Here is a 16,215-nt window from a genome sequence, read left to right on the forward strand (position 1 = left end):
GCTGAGCCTATGATAAGATTTTTCGCCTGAGAATTCTTATCAAATAAAGAGGAGTCAAAATGGCATACGACAAAATCCAGGTGCCTGCCGACGGAGAAAAAATTACAGTCAACAGTGATCATTCACTCAATGTTCCTGACAAGCCGATTGTTCCCTATATCGAGGGTGACGGTATCGGTGTGGATGTGACTCCGCCGATGATGAAAGTTGTTAACACGGCTGTCGAGAAGGCCTATGGTGGCACGCGTCAGATTCAATGGATGGAAGTCTATGCCGGTGAGAAATCAACCAAGGTCTACGGTGACGATGTGTGGTTGCCTGAAGAGACGCTTGAGGCGGTTCAGGAGTTTGTCGTTTCCATCAAGGGTCCGCTGACAACACCTGTCGGTGGTGGTATTCGTTCACTCAACGTCGCCCTGCGCCAGGAACTTGATCTCTACGTCTGCCTGCGTCCTGTGCGCTATTTCCCCGGTTCTCCAAGTCCTGTTCGTGAGCCTGAAAAGACCGATATGGTCATTTTTCGCGAGAACTCCGAGGATATCTATGCAGGTGTCGAGTGGCAGTCGGGCACACCGGAAGCGAAGAAAGTCATCGATTTCCTTATTAAGGAGATGGGTGTCACCAAGATCCGTTTCCCCGAGACCTCGGGTATTGGCGTTAAGCCGGTATCTAAAGAAGGTACAGAACGCCTGGTACGCAAGGCAATGCAGTATGCGATCGATAACGACCGTAAGAGCCTGACACTGGTTCACAAGGGCAACATCATGAAGTTTACCGAGGGTAGCTTCAAAGAGTGGGGCTACGAACTCACCAAGCGTGAATTCGGCGCGACCGAACTCGACGGCGGCCCATGGTGCACCCTGAAAAACCCGAAGACCGGGACAGAAATCACTATCAAGGACGTGATTGCAGATAACTTCCTGCAGCAGATTCTGCTGCGTCCGGAAGAGTATGACGTGATCGCAACCCTGAACCTGAACGGTGACTATGTTTCTGATGCGCTTGCAGCACAGGTTGGTGGAATCGGTCTTGCACCAGGTGCCAACCTTGCCGATGCTGTCGGTATGTTCGAGGCAACCCACGGTACAGCACCAAAATATGCAGGTCTTGATAAGGTCAATCCGAGCTCACTGATTCTCTCTGCAGAGATGATGCTGAGACACATGGGTTGGACCGAGGCGGCAGATCTTGTGATGAAGGGTGTTGAGGGTTCAATAGCAGCTAACACCGTAACCTACGACCTCGCGCGCCTGATTGATGATGCAACTGAACTGAGTTGTAGCGAGTTCGGTGATGCCGTCATTGCGAACATGGACTGATCGCAGTACAGGCAGTAATCAAAAAGGCCCGCATTTGCGGGCCTTTTCTATTACAGAGTTCCTGTCAGGAACCTTTGTGATTAGCCTGCCATCTGGATTGATGTTGCATGCAAGCCTTTGGGGCCCTCGGTTACTTCGTATTCGACTTTTTGCCCCTCTTTGAGGGTTTTGAAGCCCTCCATCTGAATTGATGAGAAGTGGACAAAAATATCCGCATCCCCATCATCAGGTGTAACAAAGCCGTATCCCTTGGTGTTATTGAACCATTTGACGATACCCGTCGACATGAAAATACCTCCTTAGTTGCTACTTTTCTTATGTCGTCCTGTTCACTCAAAAAGTAGAGCGATTACCAGGTTGACCGGCGCCTTGTTTATTTTGATTATCCAGAGCGTCCAGGTCGTATTATTGTTATTCTGGTTTAACCCTCAGATTTACCGGTGCTTACCGGCAGAAGAGTGGGTTAGACTCTGAGTATAGCGATGACGGCAAAAAGTTCAATGCAAAAATAGCACTGCACAAAATGCGAATCGACTTGATTTTTATATGATTAACTACTATCTGAAGTTGTATGCCTGACAAAGAATATGAAGATGACCATGGACTGGCGACGGCCGAGGCTGTGCCAAAGCTCAAACGTCCGCCAATGTACAAGGTTCTATTGCTGAATGATGACTATACTCCTATGGAGTTTGTCGTTGATGTACTGTCACGTTTCTTTCATATGGACCAGGAGCAGGCTACCCGGGTGATGTTGCATGTTCATACCCGGGGGCAGGGGGTTTGCGGTGTTTTTACACGTGAAATCGCCGAAACCAAGGTCTACCAGGTCAACGACTATTCAAGAGAGCACCAGCACCCGCTGTTGTGCACCATGGAGACGGAAAATTAGGTGGCTATGTTAAACGCAGAACTTGAATTTACACTCAACCAGTCGTTCAAATGGGCTGCTGAACAGCGCCACGAGTATATGACGGTTGAACACTTGCTGTTGGCGCTTGCCGACAATCCATCTGCAGCCGGTGTCTTGCGTGCCTGTGGTGCTCAACTTGACGGTCTGCGAGACCAGGTGAGGACCTTTATCAACGAAACCATTCCGTTGATTCCGGAAGACGAAGAGCGCGAGACGCAACCGACGCTGGGCTTTCAGCGAGTACTACAGCGTGCTGTTTACCAGGTGCAGTCATCTGAACAGAAAGAGGTTTCAGGCATCAACGTCCTGGTTGCCCTGTTCGCAGAGCAGGAGTCACAGGCAATCTATATTCTCGCCTCGCAGGGAATCACGCGTCTCGACGTGGTCAACTATATTTCTCACGGAATATCGCGCATAGGTGAACCGGAAGAGGAGCAGCACGACGATTTTTCCGACGAGCCTCTTGACGAGGATCAGTTCGAAGAGAAAAAGAGTTCGGCACTGGAAAAATATGCCGTAAATCTGAACGAAGAAGCGATTCAGGGACGCATTGATCCGCTCATCGGACGTGCCGCCGAGGTTGAACGCTCGGTTCAGATTCTGTGTCGCCGCAGCAAGAACAATCCCCTGCTGGTTGGTGAAGCTGGTGTTGGTAAAACAGCGATTGCCGAGGGTATGGCGAAAATGATCGTTGACGGTGAGGTTCCTGAAATACTCTCGGATGCCCTGATTTATTCTCTCGATCTCGGCGCCCTGGTTGCAGGAACCAAGTACCGTGGTGATTTCGAGAAGCGCCTCAAAGCAGTTCTGTCAGAGCTGAAACAGCAACAGCATGTGATTCTCTTTATCGACGAGATTCACACTATCATAGGTGCAGGTTCTGCATCCGGTGGTGCCATGGACGCATCCAACCTGATCAAGCCGGCACTTGCCTCGGGCGCACTGCGTTGTATCGGTTCCACTACTTACCAGGAGTATCGTGGCATTTTCGAGAAGGACAGGGCGCTGGCGCGTCGTTTCCAGAAGATCGATGTCAATGAACCGAGTGTGAGTGAAACCATTGATATTCTCAAGGGGCTGAAAAGTCGCTACGAGGAGCATCACGGTGTAACTTATACCAGCAAGGCATTGACTGCAGCAGCAGAACTCTCTGACCGTTACATTAATGACCGTCACCTGCCTGACAAGGCGATTGATGTCATCGACGAAGCAGGTTCATTTACCCGTCTGAAACCTGAAGGCAAGCGCAAGAAGCGTATCGGTGTGCATGATATCGAGGCACTGGTAGCGAAAATGGCTCGTATACCGGCACGCAAGGTTTCTGCCAGTGACCATGACACCCTGAAGAACCTCAGAAAGAGCCTTGGTGCAGTGATTTATGGACAGGATAGTGCCATCGAGGGGCTTTCATCAGCAATTATCATGAACCGTTCCGGACTCAGCGCTGAAGAGAAGCCGGTCGGTTCATTCCTGTTTACTGGCCCCACAGGTGTTGGTAAGACCGAGGTGACGCGACAACTGGCTCGCATCATGGGTATCGAGTTGATTCGTTTTGACATGTCCGAGTACATGGAAGCACACACGGTGTCGCGTCTTATCGGCGCACCACCCGGCTATGTTGGTTACGATCAGGGCGGTCTGTTGACCGAGGAGATCAACAAGCATCCGCACTGTGTATTGCTACTCGATGAGATTGAGAAGGCGCACCCTGATGTTTTCAACCTGCTGTTGCAGGTGATGGATCACGGCACCCTGACTGATAATAATGGCCGCAAGGCTGATTTCAGGAACGTTGTGCTGGTCATGACATCCAATGCCGGTGCCAGTGACATGAGTCGTGCTTCAATCGGATTTACCAAGCAGGATCACAGTAGTGACGGCATGGAGGCGATTAAGAAGCAGTTCACCCCGGAATTCCGTAACCGTCTCGATGCTATCGTGCAGTTTAATCCTCTAAACGGGGATGCTGTCGCGCGCGTTGTCGACAAGTTTCTTTTCGAGGTTGAGCAACAGTTATCCGAGAAGGGTGTCGAACTGCTTATCGAGCAACCAGTACGCGAGTGGCTCGCAGAAGAAGGCTATGATCCGAAAATGGGTGCGCGCCCAATGGCCCGCCTGATTCAGGATCAGATCAAGAAGCCGCTCGCTGAAGAGCTGCTATTTGGCAAGCTTGCTGCGTCTGGAGGAGATGTAAAAATCAGCCGCCGGGATGGCGAGCTGAAGATAGATATCAGCGGGCGCGATAAGTAATACGGCCCTTGGTCAGGTCGTATGGGGTCAGCTGTACTGTGACCTTGTCGCCGGTGAGAATGCGAATGTAGTTTTTGCGCATCTTGCCAGAGATGTGTGCGGTAACAACGTGACCATTCTCCAGCTCAACGCGGAAAGTGGTGTTGGGAAGGGTGTCGGTGACCGTGCCTTCCATTTCGATAAAATCTTCTTTTGCCATGCCTTGTATCTGTAAAGTTAACAACAGTTTGTCAGCCCGAGATTATAGCATGATTAAAACGCTTGATTACAAAAATGATCAGGAGCCCCTGGAATGAAACAGAAAATAGAGAAGCCGGACGACGAGTGGCGTGAGCAGCTCAGTAGCGAACAGTTCAAAATCTGTCGCCAGAAGGGGACCGAGGCGCCATTCACGGGTGAATACTACGCAACCAAAACCGATGGTATCTATCGTTGTGCCTGTTGTGGTGAAGCCTTGTTCGATTCTGTTTCCAAGTATGATTCCGGTTCCGGTTGGCCAAGTTTTTTCAAAGCGTTGAATGATGATGCTGTTGAGGAGGATCGGGATACCAGTCATGGCATGGTGCGCACAGAGGTTCATTGTGCAAAGTGCGATTCACATCTCGGCCACCTGTTCCCGGATGGTCCGCAACCAACCGGGCTGCGCTACTGTATCAATTCAGCCTCGCTGGCACTAGATTCCGATGACAAAAAAGAGTCCTGATCGGTTATCATTGCCGATTGCACGAAAGGAAGCATCGATACATGCCCGCGCTACAAATCACAAATCTCAGTAAAACCTACCGGAACGGTCCGCAAGCCCTGAAGGGTATTGACCTGACCGTTGAGAGCGGAGACTTTTTTGCGCTGCTTGGTCCCAATGGCGCCGGGAAATCAACCGCGATCGGGATCATCTGTTCACTGGTTAACAAGAGTGACGGCAAGGTCGAGGTCTTCGGTAATGATCTCGACAATGATCTGCTGGGTGTTAAGCGACACATCGGCCTGGTTCCGCAGGAGTTCAATTTCAACCAGTTTGAACCCGTGATCGAAATTCTGATCAACCAGGCGGGCTACTATGGCATTGAGCGAAGCGATGCTGCTCAACGGGCTGAAAAACGCCTCAAGCAGCTCAACCTGTGGGAAAAACGCAATACCATAGCGCGCAACCTCTCCGGCGGAATGAAACGCCGACTGATGATTGCACGCGCACTGGTTCACGATCCCAGGCTACTGATCCTCGACGAACCGACAGCGGGGGTTGATATCGAGATTCGTATGTCTATGTGGGAGTTCCTGCGCAAAATTAATGAAGAAGGGACAACAATTATCCTTACGACTCACTATCTCGAAGAGGCGGAAAACCTGTGCCGCAATATCGCTATTATCGATAACGGTATGATTATCGAGAATAGTTCGATCAATGTACTGCTTGAACGTCTTCAGCAGGAGATTTTTGTTCTCGATATTGATACGGCCGTCAGCGAGGCACCAGCGATAGAGGGTTACAGTGTCACATTACGCAATGCGCAATCCCTGCAGGTTACTGTCGACAAGGCGAGCGGCCTGACACGCCTTTTCTGCGCTCTTGCCGAGCAAAATATCGAGGTGCTCAGCCTGCGTAACAAGCAGAATCGTCTTGAACAGCTGTTCCTCGAGATGACCAGGGAGAGCCGAAGCCCGGTAGAGGAGTCCGCAGAATGAACTACAGAAGTAATGTCTGGACACCGTTCACAACCCTCGTTATCAAGGAGTTCAACCGTTTTATCCGTATCTGGGTTCAGACTGTCCTTCCGCCCGGTATTATGATGGCGCTCTACTTTGCAATTTTCGGCAAACTGATTGGTGAGCGCATCGGTGAGATGGACGGCTATGCCTACATCGATTTTATCGTTCCTGGTCTGATCTTGATGGCGGTCATTACCAACTCCTATGCCAACGTGGTTTCAAGTTTTTACCAGGCCAAGTTCGGACGCTATATAGAAGAGATACTCGTCTCACCTGTGCCGAACTGGGTCATACTTGCCGGCTACGTCGGTGGAGGAGTAGCGCGTGGAATGGTGGTCGGCGTACTTGTGACCATTGTCGCGATGTTCTTTACCGATCTGCAGGTGCATAACTACTTGGTCACACTGCTGGTCTTTTTTCTGACCTCGGTACTCTTTTCGCTTGGTGGTTTCATTAATGCCGTCTACGCGAAGAATTTTGACGATATCGCTATCGTGCCGACCTTTGTATTGACACCACTGACCTACCTTGGCGGTATTTTCTACTCGATCCAGTTGCTACCCGATTTCTGGCAGACGGCATCACTGGCAAACCCGACTCTCTACATGGTCAATGCTTTCCGCTACGGACTGATTGGTATATCGGATATCAATATCATGTGGGCCTTTGTCATCATCCTGTTTTTTATCACTGTGCTTGCCTCATTTAGCATGCGATTGCTGAACAAGGGTGTCGGACTGCGTTCATAGACAATAGTTGAACATGCGAGCTGCGATACGGGTCATGCTTTTACTTTTGCTCCCTCTAACGGGAGCAGAAGCCTTCTCGGTAGATCAGCTGAGCATCGAAATCATCAAACAATATCCTCATCCGGACACACCATTCACCCAGGGATTTTTCTTCGATGAGGGGCTGGTTGAAAGTTCAGGTGGTTACGGAGAAAGTTACCTGCAACGCTATCAACCCGGTGCATTTGCTCCTCAACAGCGCGAGGCTGTCAGTGCTGACTATTTTGCCGAAGGCATGGCAAAACATGGTGCTTCCTATTACCTGTTGACCTGGAAGTCGCGTGTCATGTTGCAACTTGATCCCGAGACTCTGCAGGAAACGGGGCGCATCGCCTATAGCGGCGAAGGGTGGGGGCTGGCAAGCGACGGTCGTCAGTTGTTGATGAGTAACGGTAGCAACAGAATCCGCTTTTTTGATCCATCCGGCTTGATTCCTGAGCGCCGTATTGTCGTCACCCAGGAAGGAACACCGGTTAACCGCCTGAATGAACTTGAGTGGATTGAAGGTAAGATTTTCGCCAACATCTGGTTAACGGATCGTGCCGTTATCATCGACCCGCAATCCGGCGAGGTGACTGCAACAATCGATTTGTCACCACTTCGCAGAGTGCTGGACAAGAGAGAGAAGGTCAATGTGATCAACGGCTTTGCCTGGGATGCTGATTCAGAAAGACTCTTTGTTACCGGGAAAAACTGGCCGCTGGTTTTTGAGGTCAGGCTGATTAAAATTTCTGACTGATAAATCAGTTACAACACCCTGATCACACTGTCGACCAGACGGGCAGTCACACCCCACAGCAGTTCATTATCGTAACGGCGGTAGTAAAGAACATCTGTCTGTTGCTGCATACCATGAAGCAGGCGAGGGCGTCTTTCAAGGTTGTCTGGATTGGCCAGCCACTCTAGCGGGATGGTGAAGACGCGGTCAACTTCTCTTGGATCCGGGGAAGCCGTGAAAGCAGATGTAACCTGAGCGACGACTCCGGTCACCTCAAAGTTGCTGATGGTTCGATAACTGTTGAGTGAGCCGAGGACATCGACTGCATTCGATTGCAGACCAATCTCTTCATGCGCTTCACGCAGTGCCGTTGCGTGTGAATCCCTGTCGCCGGGATCAACCTGGCCACCCGGAAAGGCAACCTGGCCACTGTGCTTGTCTTTGTCATGCAGGCTGCGACGGATAAAGAGAAAGTGCCAGCCATCATCCTTGCGGACCAGTGGCATTAATACTGCGGCAGCTTTTGGTGGTGAATTGAAAAAATCGCCAGGAAAGTTCTCCTGCAAGGGTGTCACATCGGCCTGGGTCAGCCGATGCGATAACCGTTGCGGAAGATCATCCCTGTCAAACATGGCTCAGGGTAGCTCCACCTTTTGTGGTGCTACCCAGTTTTCATCCCTGTGTTCAGCGGTGACCACCGTATAGATACCACCACGCACCTTGAAATCAGCCGTCAGGCGCATAAAACGTGGATTGGTGGCAGCAACAAGATCCGCCAGCATTTCGTTGGTGACTGCTTCGTGAAAAGCACCCTGTTCACGGAATGCCCAGATATAGAGCTTGAGTGACTTGAGTTCGACGCAGAGTTGATCTGGTACATATTCAAGCAGCAGTTCGGCAAAATCGGGCTGGCCTGTCTTTGGGCACAGGCAGGTAAATTCCGGCATGCGGATGCGGATTGTATAGTCACGTTCCGGATTTGGATTGTCAAAAGTTTCAAGCTCTTTGCTTGGCTTGGTGGACATCGGTTTGTTCCCTGTCAAAAAAATTGCCCTCTATTATATCTATATTCAAAGAACTTATCGAATATCATTTTCAATCAATAGCTTATGGTGCTTTTTTAATATTATACAGATATAGACGACAGGCGCCACTTTCAGTATGCTACCGCTCCATGCGTTTGGAAAAAATAAAACTTGCCGGGTTCAAGTCTTTCGTTGACCCAACCACTGCTGATTTCCCCACAAACCTGGTTGGTGTTGTCGGTCCCAATGGCTGCGGTAAATCGAATATTATCGATGCCGTACGCTGGGTCATGGGCGAAAGTTCGGCCAAAATGTTGCGTGGCGAATCAATGGCTGACGTCATCTTTAACGGTTCGAGTTCACGTAAACCGGTAGGTACAGCGTCAATAGAACTGATATTCGATAACAGTGACGGCGGTGCCGGTGGTCAATACGCCAGCTATTCACAAATCTCGGTTAAACGCCAGGTCTCACGTGATGGCCAGTCAAACTATTATCTGAATAATACCCGTTGTCGTCGCCGTGATATTACGGACCTCTTTCTCGGCACAGGTCTTGGTCCGCGCAGCTATTCAATTATCGAGCAGGGTATGATCTCGCGCGTTATCGAGGCACGCCCTGAAGAGCTGCGCGTCTATCTCGAAGAGGCGGCCGGCATTTCCAAGTACAAGGAACGCCGCCGTGAGACCGAAAACCGCATTCGCCACACGAGGGAAAACCTCGAACGCCTCGATGACCTGATCGAGGAAGTTGGAAAACAGCTCAAGCATCTAGAGCGCCAGGCAGCAACTGCAGAAAAGTACAAGACCTTCAAGGCTGAAGAGCGCCAGTTACGCGGTGAATGTCTCGCCCTGCGCTGGAAATCGATGCACGATGAACTCGGCATTCATGAGCGTGAGATCGCTGCCCAGGAGAACAAGCTTGAAGCGGAGATTTCTACTCAACGCCAGATCGAGTCTGAGATTGAACAGATGCGCAGTGATCATACGGATGCCAATGACAACTTTAACCAGGTGCAGGGCGAGTTTTATGCGCTTGGTGCCGAAATCGCAAGACTTGAGCAGACGATTCAGTATGCGCTCGAATCTCGAGCAAGACAGCAGGCTGACCTGAGCCAGCTGGAGTCATCCCTGCAAGAGCTCAACCGTGAACGCCAGCAGGACAAGGAGCGCCTCGCATCAATCGCCGCGACACTGCTGGCGCAGCAACCGTTACTGGATACAGCCGAGACAGAGGAGCGTACAGCATCTGAGCAGATGGCGGCCTCGGAAACAGCCATGCAACACTGGCAGAGCGAATGGGACAGTTTTAACCAGCAGGCAAACGAGCCGGCACAGCTTGCGCAGGTTGAAAGAACAAAAATCAACCACATCGAATCAGAAGCGCAAAAACTGCAGCAGCGACTTCAACGTAATAGTGAAGAGCGTGAGCGTCTGCAGGCGCCTGATCTTGTCAATGAGATCGACACACTGGAAAACAGGCAACGCGAGGCGCAGGCCAGGCTTGAAGAGAAGCAGTCTGCTCTTGATTCGGCCATCGGGCGTATTGGTAACATGCGCCAGCAGCAGGAGTCGGTTAACAGCAAGTTGAATGATGCACGTGCTGAACTGCAGAGCAGTAAAGGACGTCTTGCATCACTGGAAGCCCTGCAACAGGCGGCGGCAACAGAGGGTAGTGAAGGTGCCAATTGGCTGAAGCAACAGGATCTTGCCGAGGGTAAGCGCCTGGCACAGTCGATTGATGTCAGCAGTGATTGGCGCAAGGCGGTTGAGACCGTGCTTGCTCAGCATTTGCAGGCGATCTGTGTAGATGATTTCAGTCGTTACAGCAGCGCCGTTGTCGATCTCGAAGAAGGACTTGTTGAACTGATAGAGAGCGCAGGTGGTACACAGCAGGTTGCTGATGATTCCCTGTTGAAAAAGGTCAATTCAAAACTGGATCTGTCAGGACTGCTTGGCAGTGTGCGCATGGCTGATAGTCTGCACGATGCGCTGTCACGTCGTAACCAGTTAAACGGCAGCGAATCCTTCATCACCGCAGACGGAATACAGATTGGCAAGAACTGGATGCGATTCGGCCGCGAAGCCGGTGCGCAGAAAGGTATTCTCGAGCGCGAGCAGCAGATTCGTGAGCTGCAGCAGACCCAGTCTGAACTTGAAAAACGGGTCGAGAGCCTGGCCAAAGAGCTTGAACAGCATGGCGAGGAGATTACATCCGCTGAAGCGCAACGTGAACAGCAGCAGCAAGAGTACAACCAGGTCAACCGTGAGCTCGCCGACATCCGTTCACAGCTGAGTGCCAAAAAGGCGCGTGCAGATCACCTCAGGCAACGCCTTGAGACGGTTGAGCAGGAACACCAGGAACTCAATGCCATGATTGCTGAAGGGCATGAGACTATCGAGACTTCAAAAGAGCGTCTCTACGAAGCGCTGGAAGTGATTGAAACCATGAGTTCGAAGCGCGATGCACTGGTTCAGCAGCGTGATCGAATCAGGGAAGAGCTGGAGCAAGCGCGTCAGCAGGTGACAGTGAAAAGAGCAGAGGTTCACAAGCTTTCGGTTGAACTCTCCACAATGCGTTCACAACACAGCAGCCTCGAAGAGAGCAGTCAGCGCAGTAGCAACCAGATAGAACAGATGAGCGGGCGCCGTGAGGCACTGGCCGAGTCGCTCAGCGGTGATGATTCACCGATTGAAGAGCAGAAGCAGAAACTTGAAGAACAGTTGCAGTCACGCCTTAAAGTCGAGGAGCAGTTGGGCGAGGCACGCAAACTGCTCGAAACGCTTGAGGCCGGTTTGCGTCAGAAAGAGCAGGATCGTCACAAGGCTGAAGAGAGTGTACAGAATCAGCGTGAGAAGCTTGAGAAGGCACGTATGAGCCGCCAGGAGACAATGGTTCGTACCAGCACACTTGAGGATCAGTTGCGCGAAGGTAAATATGACCAGAAGGCGCTGCTTGATGGCCTGGACGAAGAGACCGACCTGCAAGAGTGGCAGCAGAAGCACGAACTGGTCAGCAATCGTATCCAGAGACTTGGCCCGATCAATCTTGCTGCAATCGATGAATTCAAGGAACAGTCCGAGCGTATGGAGTATCTGGATACCCAGCGTGCAGACGTTAACAAGTCGCTCGATACACTCGAAGAGGCGATTCGTAAAATCGACCGTGAAACACGTACGCGATTCAAAGAGACCTTCGAGAAGGTTAACACCGGTATCAAGGAGCTGTTTCCCAAGCTATTTGGTGGTGGCCACGCCTATCTTGAGATGACAGGTGAAGACCTGCTCGATACCGGCGTGACTGTCATGGCAAGGCCGCCAGGCAAACGTAACAGTAGTATCCACCTGCTCTCCGGTGGAGAAAAGGCATTGACAGCCGTGGCCCTGGTATTTTCAATATTCAGGCTAAATCCGGCGCCTTTCTGTATGCTTGATGAGGTTGATGCTCCACTTGATGATGCCAACGTCGGACGTTTCTGCCAGATGGTGAAAGAGATGTCTGACCAGGTGCAGTTCATCTTTATTACGCATAATAAGATTACAATGGAGTTGAGTAATCAGCTGCAGGGTGTCACCATGCATGAACCAGGTGTCTCTCGGCTGGTATCTGTTGATATTGAAGAGGCAGCACAAATGGCTGCCATGTAAAGGAACCTCTGATCAAGTCATGAATTTTGACCTTGCCGCCATAATGCGACATTTCTGCGTTGCGAACCTTCGTAAGAGCGCTGCTATTAAGTGCGATTCACGCCTTGAACTGACGCATTCTGATCGGCAATCTCTGCGTACAGACTTAATCAGAGGTTCCTAAGGTTTCGACTTTATGGATCCAGACAAGCTTCGAATAATATTACTTATACTCGGCATACTCTTGATTGCCGGGATCTTCCTGTGGGAGCGCCACAAGGGCAGCTCCGAACGCAAAAGCAGACGTGCTGCGTTAATTGCTGAGCATGATGAAGACAGTTCCATGCCAAGTCACCATGAAGATATCCAGCACGATGATGCACTCTCACGCCACCTGGATGAACTCGCCGGAATCGTTCGCGAGGGAAATGAAGGTGATCAGCCGGATGAGAATGTCGGTGATGAATCAACGCATCCTCACGAGCCGGAAGAGATTCTGATGATGAGCGTCATCTCGCGACGCAAGTATTTCACAGGCGATGCCATCATCAGTGCGATGCGCAGCGTGGGCCTGACTGCAGGTGAAGATAATATATTCTATCGCTGCTCTCATGATGAACAGGAGAGGTTGTACGCTGTAGCCAGCATGGTAGAACCCGGCTTTTTTCCGCTCGAAGACATGCGCCGTTTCACCACCTCCGGCATCACCCTTTTTGGCACCCTGCCTGGTCCCCGGCCAGGTGTCAGGATATTCGAGGATATGTGCGAGACAGCTGACAAGCTGGCGGCTTTTCTTGATGGCACACTGCATGATGCCAATCGCGATCTACTTGATGACGAAGCGCTTGAGAAGATGCGTCTGATAGCTGAAAGGTACCCTGCATAACCTTCATGAAAAAGCAGATCGAGAGGGCAGGAGAGCTGCGCGATAGCCTTCAGTATCACAACTATCGCTATTATGTTCTGGATGATCCAGAGATTCCGGACGCCGAGTATGATCGTCTCTTTAACGAACTCAAGGCGCTTGAAGAGGAATTTCCCCAACTGGTTACACCTGATTCACCAACTCAACGTGTTGGTGGGCGGGCACTTGAGCATTTCAATGAGGTCGAACATCGTGTTCCCATGTTGTCACTCGACAACATCTTCAACGAGGATGGTCTGGCTGATTTTGAACGCCGTTTGAAAGAACGCCTGAATTCTGCTGGCACAATCAGCTTCACAGCTGAACCCAAGCTTGATGGGCTCGCCCTGAGCCTGCGCTACGAAAAGGGCGTATTGGCACAGGCTGCGACTCGTGGTGATGGCCGTGTGGGAGAGGACGTGACAGTCAATGTCCGTACCATCCGTTCGGTTCCCTTGCGATTGAGCGGAAACTTCCCGGAAGTTCTCGAGGTTCGTGGTGAGGTCATTATGACGCGTGACGGATTTGCTGAACTGAACCGCAAGGCAGTGGAAGAGGGCACAAAGAGTTTTGCCAATCCGCGCAACGCAGCTGCCGGCAGTCTGCGCCAGCTTGATTCTAAAGTGACAGCGACAAGACCGCTCTCCTTTTATGCCTATGGATTTGGCGAGGTCAGCGGAGAACTCCCGCAAACGCACTTTGAAATGATGCAGACCTTGCGTGATTACGGTATCCCGGTTTCACCTGAGCTGCGACTTGTTGAAGGAGCGAATGGCTGTTTAAGCGTCTACCAGGATATCGCAGAGAAACGCGACCAGCTCAATTACGATATTGACGGTGTTGTTTACAAGGTTAACTCACTTGCCCTGCAGAAACAGCTCGGATTTGTTAGTCGTGCACCCAGGTGGGCTATTGCACACAAGTTTCCGGCCCAGGAGGAGCTGACCCGGGTCGAGGCGATCGAGTTCCAGGTTGGCAGAACGGGAGCAGTCACACCAGTTGCACGCCTGCAGCCTGTCGAGGTTGCCGGTGTGACTGTCAGTAACGCAACACTTCACAATATGGATGAAATTGAACGCAAGGATGTGCGGGTTGGTGACACAGTTGTCATTCGTCGTGCCGGTGATGTCATTCCCGAAGTCGTTAATGTTGTAACTGCCCTGCGCCCTGTAGACACGAATCCTGTGAATCTGCCGCAACATTGTCCGGTGTGTGGTGCTGATGTGCTGCGCGTCGAAGGTGAAGCTGTGGCTCGCTGCAGCGGCGGGCTTTATTGCGAAGCGCAACGCAAGGAAGCGATCAAGCATTATGCCTCGCGCCGTGCGATGGACATAGAAGGCCTTGGTGACAAGCTTGTTGAGCAGCTGGTAGATGCTGAATTGATTCATGATGTCGCTGATCTCTACAGCCTTGAGGCTGACCAGGTTGCCGGACTTGAACGTATGGGCGAAAAGTCTGCCGCCAACCTGCTTGCAGCAATTGACGCATCTAAACAGACTGAACTACCCAGGTTCCTGTTTGCACTTGGCATTCGCGAGGTTGGTGAAGCAACTGCGCGTAACCTGGCGCTCCATTTTGGCGGTGATCTGCAGGCAATAGAAAAAGCCCCTGAGGATGCATTGCAGGAGGTGCAGGATGTCGGTCCAATTGTGGCTTCACATGTCGTCAGTTTTTTTCAGCAATCACATAACATCGAGGTTATAGACAAGCTTCTCTGTGCCGGAATCGAGTGGCCATCGATTGAGAAACCCGCTGCAGAAGAGCAGAAATTAAGCGGGACGAGTTTCGTCCTGACTGGTACGCTGAGCAAACCAAGGGACGAATTCAAGACACGCCTTCAGCAACTTGGTGCAAAAGTGAGTGGAAGTGTGTCAAAAAAGACTGACTATCTTGTTGCAGGTGACGCAGCAGGATCAAAATTGACCAAGGCTGAGGCGCTCGGAATCCGGGTGCTTAATGAACAACAACTTGAAGAGCTGATAGAAAATGCGATTGAGTGAAGAAGAGCTGATCAACCTGGGCCGCCAGACTGTTCGTAATCAGGCGCAGGCAGTTTCCCAGCTTGAGATGCAGATCGGAGACGCTTTTGCTGAAGCGGTCGCCTGTATCACGAATGCGAGTGGACATACGATCCTCTGCGGTATGGGTAAATCGGGACACATTGCCAGCAAGATCGCGGCAACCTTCGCATCTACCGGCACTCCCTCGTTTTTTGTACATCCTGCAGAAGCGTTTCATGGTGACCTTGGCATGATCACTCGTGATGATGTCATCATTCTCATCAGCTATTCAGGTGAAACAGACGAGGTCAACAAGCTACTCCCGAGTCTCAACGAATTTGGCATCAAAACCATCGCCATCGTCGGAGAAGCGGAATCGACTCTCGGAAGGCACGCAGGCATCACCCTGACCATGAAGGTGGATCGTGAGGTTTGTCCCAACAATCTCGCGCCTACCAATTCCACGCTAACCACGCTGGCACTGGGTGATGCACTAGCCGTAGCCTTGATGGAAGAACGCCAGTTCGAACCTGGTGACTTTGCCCGTTTTCATCCGGGCGGCAGTCTCGGCAGAAGATTACTGACCCGCGTTCGTGATGTCATGCACATTAATAAACTGCCTTTAGTCAAGCCGGGGACACCGGTTCCCGAGACGATTGCGGTTATGAATGAGGGCAGGCTGGGCGTGGCCATTATTGTTGAAGATGGTGATATTCGTGGATTGATAACAGACGGTGACCTGCGACGCGCCCTGATTGAAGGTGCTGATTCCCTGCAAAAAAATTGTGATGAAATCATGACCTCCACGCCAATCACAATCGATGCTGATGAACGTTTTGCCGATGCCGAGAGCATCATGCTGGATCGTAAAATCAACTCCCTGCTGGTCACTGACAGGGATGGCAAGCTTGCAGGTGTGCTCCAGATCTACGATCTCTGATTAAAAACAGTCCCACACAGGAGGC

The 16,215-nt window shown here is 51.2% G+C and carries 15 protein-coding genes; 11 read left to right on the forward strand and 4 right to left on the reverse strand.

Going from position 1 to position 16,215, the window contains the following annotated elements:
• Window positions 1–59 precede the first annotated feature (59 nt).
• On the forward strand, window positions 60–1,319 hold the full coding sequence (gene icd / locus BOW06_RS09155; RefSeq protein WP_043115815.1) for an NADP-dependent isocitrate dehydrogenase: 1,260 nt from the start codon (window positions 60–62) through the stop codon (window positions 1,317–1,319).
• An 80-nt stretch (window positions 1,320–1,399) separates the two neighbouring features.
• Here the strand turns inward: icd and BOW06_RS09160 are convergent, their stop codons facing one another.
• On the reverse strand, window positions 1,400–1,606 hold the full coding sequence (locus BOW06_RS09160; protein ID WP_043115814.1) for a cold-shock protein: 207 nt from the start codon (window positions 1,604–1,606) through the stop codon (window positions 1,400–1,402).
• Window positions 1,607–1,890: 284 nt separating this feature from the next.
• Here BOW06_RS09160 and clpS point away from each other — a divergent pair, with 284 nt between their 5' ends.
• Complete coding sequence (clpS, locus tag BOW06_RS09165) at window positions 1,891–2,211, forward strand: ATP-dependent Clp protease adapter ClpS (protein ID WP_043115812.1); 321 nt, start codon at window positions 1,891–1,893, stop codon at window positions 2,209–2,211.
• 6 nt (window positions 2,212–2,217) lie between these two features.
• Window positions 2,218–4,482, forward strand: coding sequence for an ATP-dependent Clp protease ATP-binding subunit ClpA (gene clpA, locus BOW06_RS09170; RefSeq protein WP_078454678.1), 2,265 nt, complete (start codon window positions 2,218–2,220; stop codon window positions 4,480–4,482).
• On the opposite strand, the gene infA is transcribed toward clpA, so the two are convergent.
• On the reverse strand, window positions 4,463–4,681 hold the full coding sequence (infA, locus tag BOW06_RS09175) for a translation initiation factor IF-1 (RefSeq protein WP_043115807.1): 219 nt from the start codon (window positions 4,679–4,681) through the stop codon (window positions 4,463–4,465). The genes clpA and infA overlap by 20 nt on opposite strands.
• Window positions 4,682–4,774: 93 nt before the next feature.
• Between infA and msrB the strand changes: the two genes are divergently transcribed.
• Genes msrB through BOW06_RS09195 form a run of 4 tightly spaced genes read left to right on the forward strand, consistent with a single transcriptional unit; the run spans window position 4,775 to window position 7,716 of the window.
• The gene (msrB, locus tag BOW06_RS09180; RefSeq protein ID WP_043115806.1) at window positions 4,775–5,185 is read left to right on the forward strand and encodes a peptide-methionine (R)-S-oxide reductase MsrB; all 411 of its coding nucleotides are present in this window, start codon (window positions 4,775–4,777) and stop codon (window positions 5,183–5,185) included.
• Window positions 5,186–5,226: 41 nt separating this feature from the next.
• Window positions 5,227–6,165 carry an ABC transporter ATP-binding protein gene (locus BOW06_RS09185; RefSeq protein ID WP_078453136.1) on the forward strand — a complete coding sequence of 313 codons (939 nt, stop codon included), beginning with the start codon at window positions 5,227–5,229 and terminating at the stop codon, window positions 6,163–6,165.
• Window positions 6,162–6,938 carry an ABC transporter permease gene (locus BOW06_RS09190; protein ID WP_078454677.1) on the forward strand — a complete coding sequence of 259 codons (777 nt, stop codon included), beginning with the start codon at window positions 6,162–6,164 and terminating at the stop codon, window positions 6,936–6,938. The genes BOW06_RS09185 and BOW06_RS09190 overlap by 4 nt, the downstream gene beginning before the upstream one ends.
• Window positions 6,939–6,972: 34 nt before the next feature.
• Window positions 6,973–7,716: a glutaminyl-peptide cyclotransferase gene (locus BOW06_RS09195; protein WP_052131995.1), complete on the forward strand. Its 744-nt coding sequence runs from the start codon at window positions 6,973–6,975 to the stop codon at window positions 7,714–7,716.
• An 8-nt stretch (window positions 7,717–7,724) separates the two neighbouring features.
• Here the strand turns inward: BOW06_RS09195 and BOW06_RS09200 are convergent, their stop codons facing one another.
• Window positions 7,725–8,327 carry an NUDIX hydrolase gene (locus BOW06_RS09200; RefSeq protein ID WP_078454676.1) on the reverse strand — a complete coding sequence of 201 codons (603 nt, stop codon included), beginning with the start codon at window positions 8,325–8,327 and terminating at the stop codon, window positions 7,725–7,727.
• 3 nt (window positions 8,328–8,330) lie between these two features.
• Window positions 8,331–8,720 (reverse strand): preQ(1) synthase, encoded by a 390-nt coding sequence (queF, locus tag BOW06_RS09205; protein ID WP_043115801.1) that lies wholly within the window; start codon window positions 8,718–8,720, stop codon window positions 8,331–8,333.
• A gap of 149 nt (window positions 8,721–8,869) precedes the next feature.
• On the opposite strand from queF, the gene smc reads away from it, so the two are divergent.
• The 4 genes from smc (at window position 8,870) to BOW06_RS09225 (ending at window position 16,190) form a co-directional block, all read left to right on the forward strand.
• Window positions 8,870–12,367 (forward strand): chromosome segregation protein SMC, encoded by a 3,498-nt coding sequence (smc, locus tag BOW06_RS09210; RefSeq protein WP_043115800.1) that lies wholly within the window; start codon window positions 8,870–8,872, stop codon window positions 12,365–12,367.
• A gap of 175 nt (window positions 12,368–12,542) precedes the next feature.
• Window positions 12,543–13,232 (forward strand): cell division protein ZipA, encoded by a 690-nt coding sequence (locus BOW06_RS09215; protein ID WP_043115799.1) that lies wholly within the window; start codon window positions 12,543–12,545, stop codon window positions 13,230–13,232.
• Between the two features lie 5 nt (window positions 13,233–13,237).
• Window positions 13,238–15,250, forward strand: coding sequence for an NAD-dependent DNA ligase LigA (ligA, locus tag BOW06_RS09220; protein WP_043115798.1), 2,013 nt, complete (start codon window positions 13,238–13,240; stop codon window positions 15,248–15,250).
• A complete protein-coding gene (locus BOW06_RS09225; RefSeq protein WP_043115796.1) occupies window positions 15,237–16,190 on the forward strand; it encodes a KpsF/GutQ family sugar-phosphate isomerase in 954 nt (317 codons plus the stop codon). Before ligA ends, BOW06_RS09225 begins: the two co-directional genes overlap by 14 nt.
• Window positions 16,191–16,215 lie beyond the last annotated feature (25 nt).

Source organism: Solemya velum gill symbiont, from assembly GCF_002020255.1.
Classification (GTDB): Bacteria; Pseudomonadota; Gammaproteobacteria; order Chromatiales; family Chromatiaceae.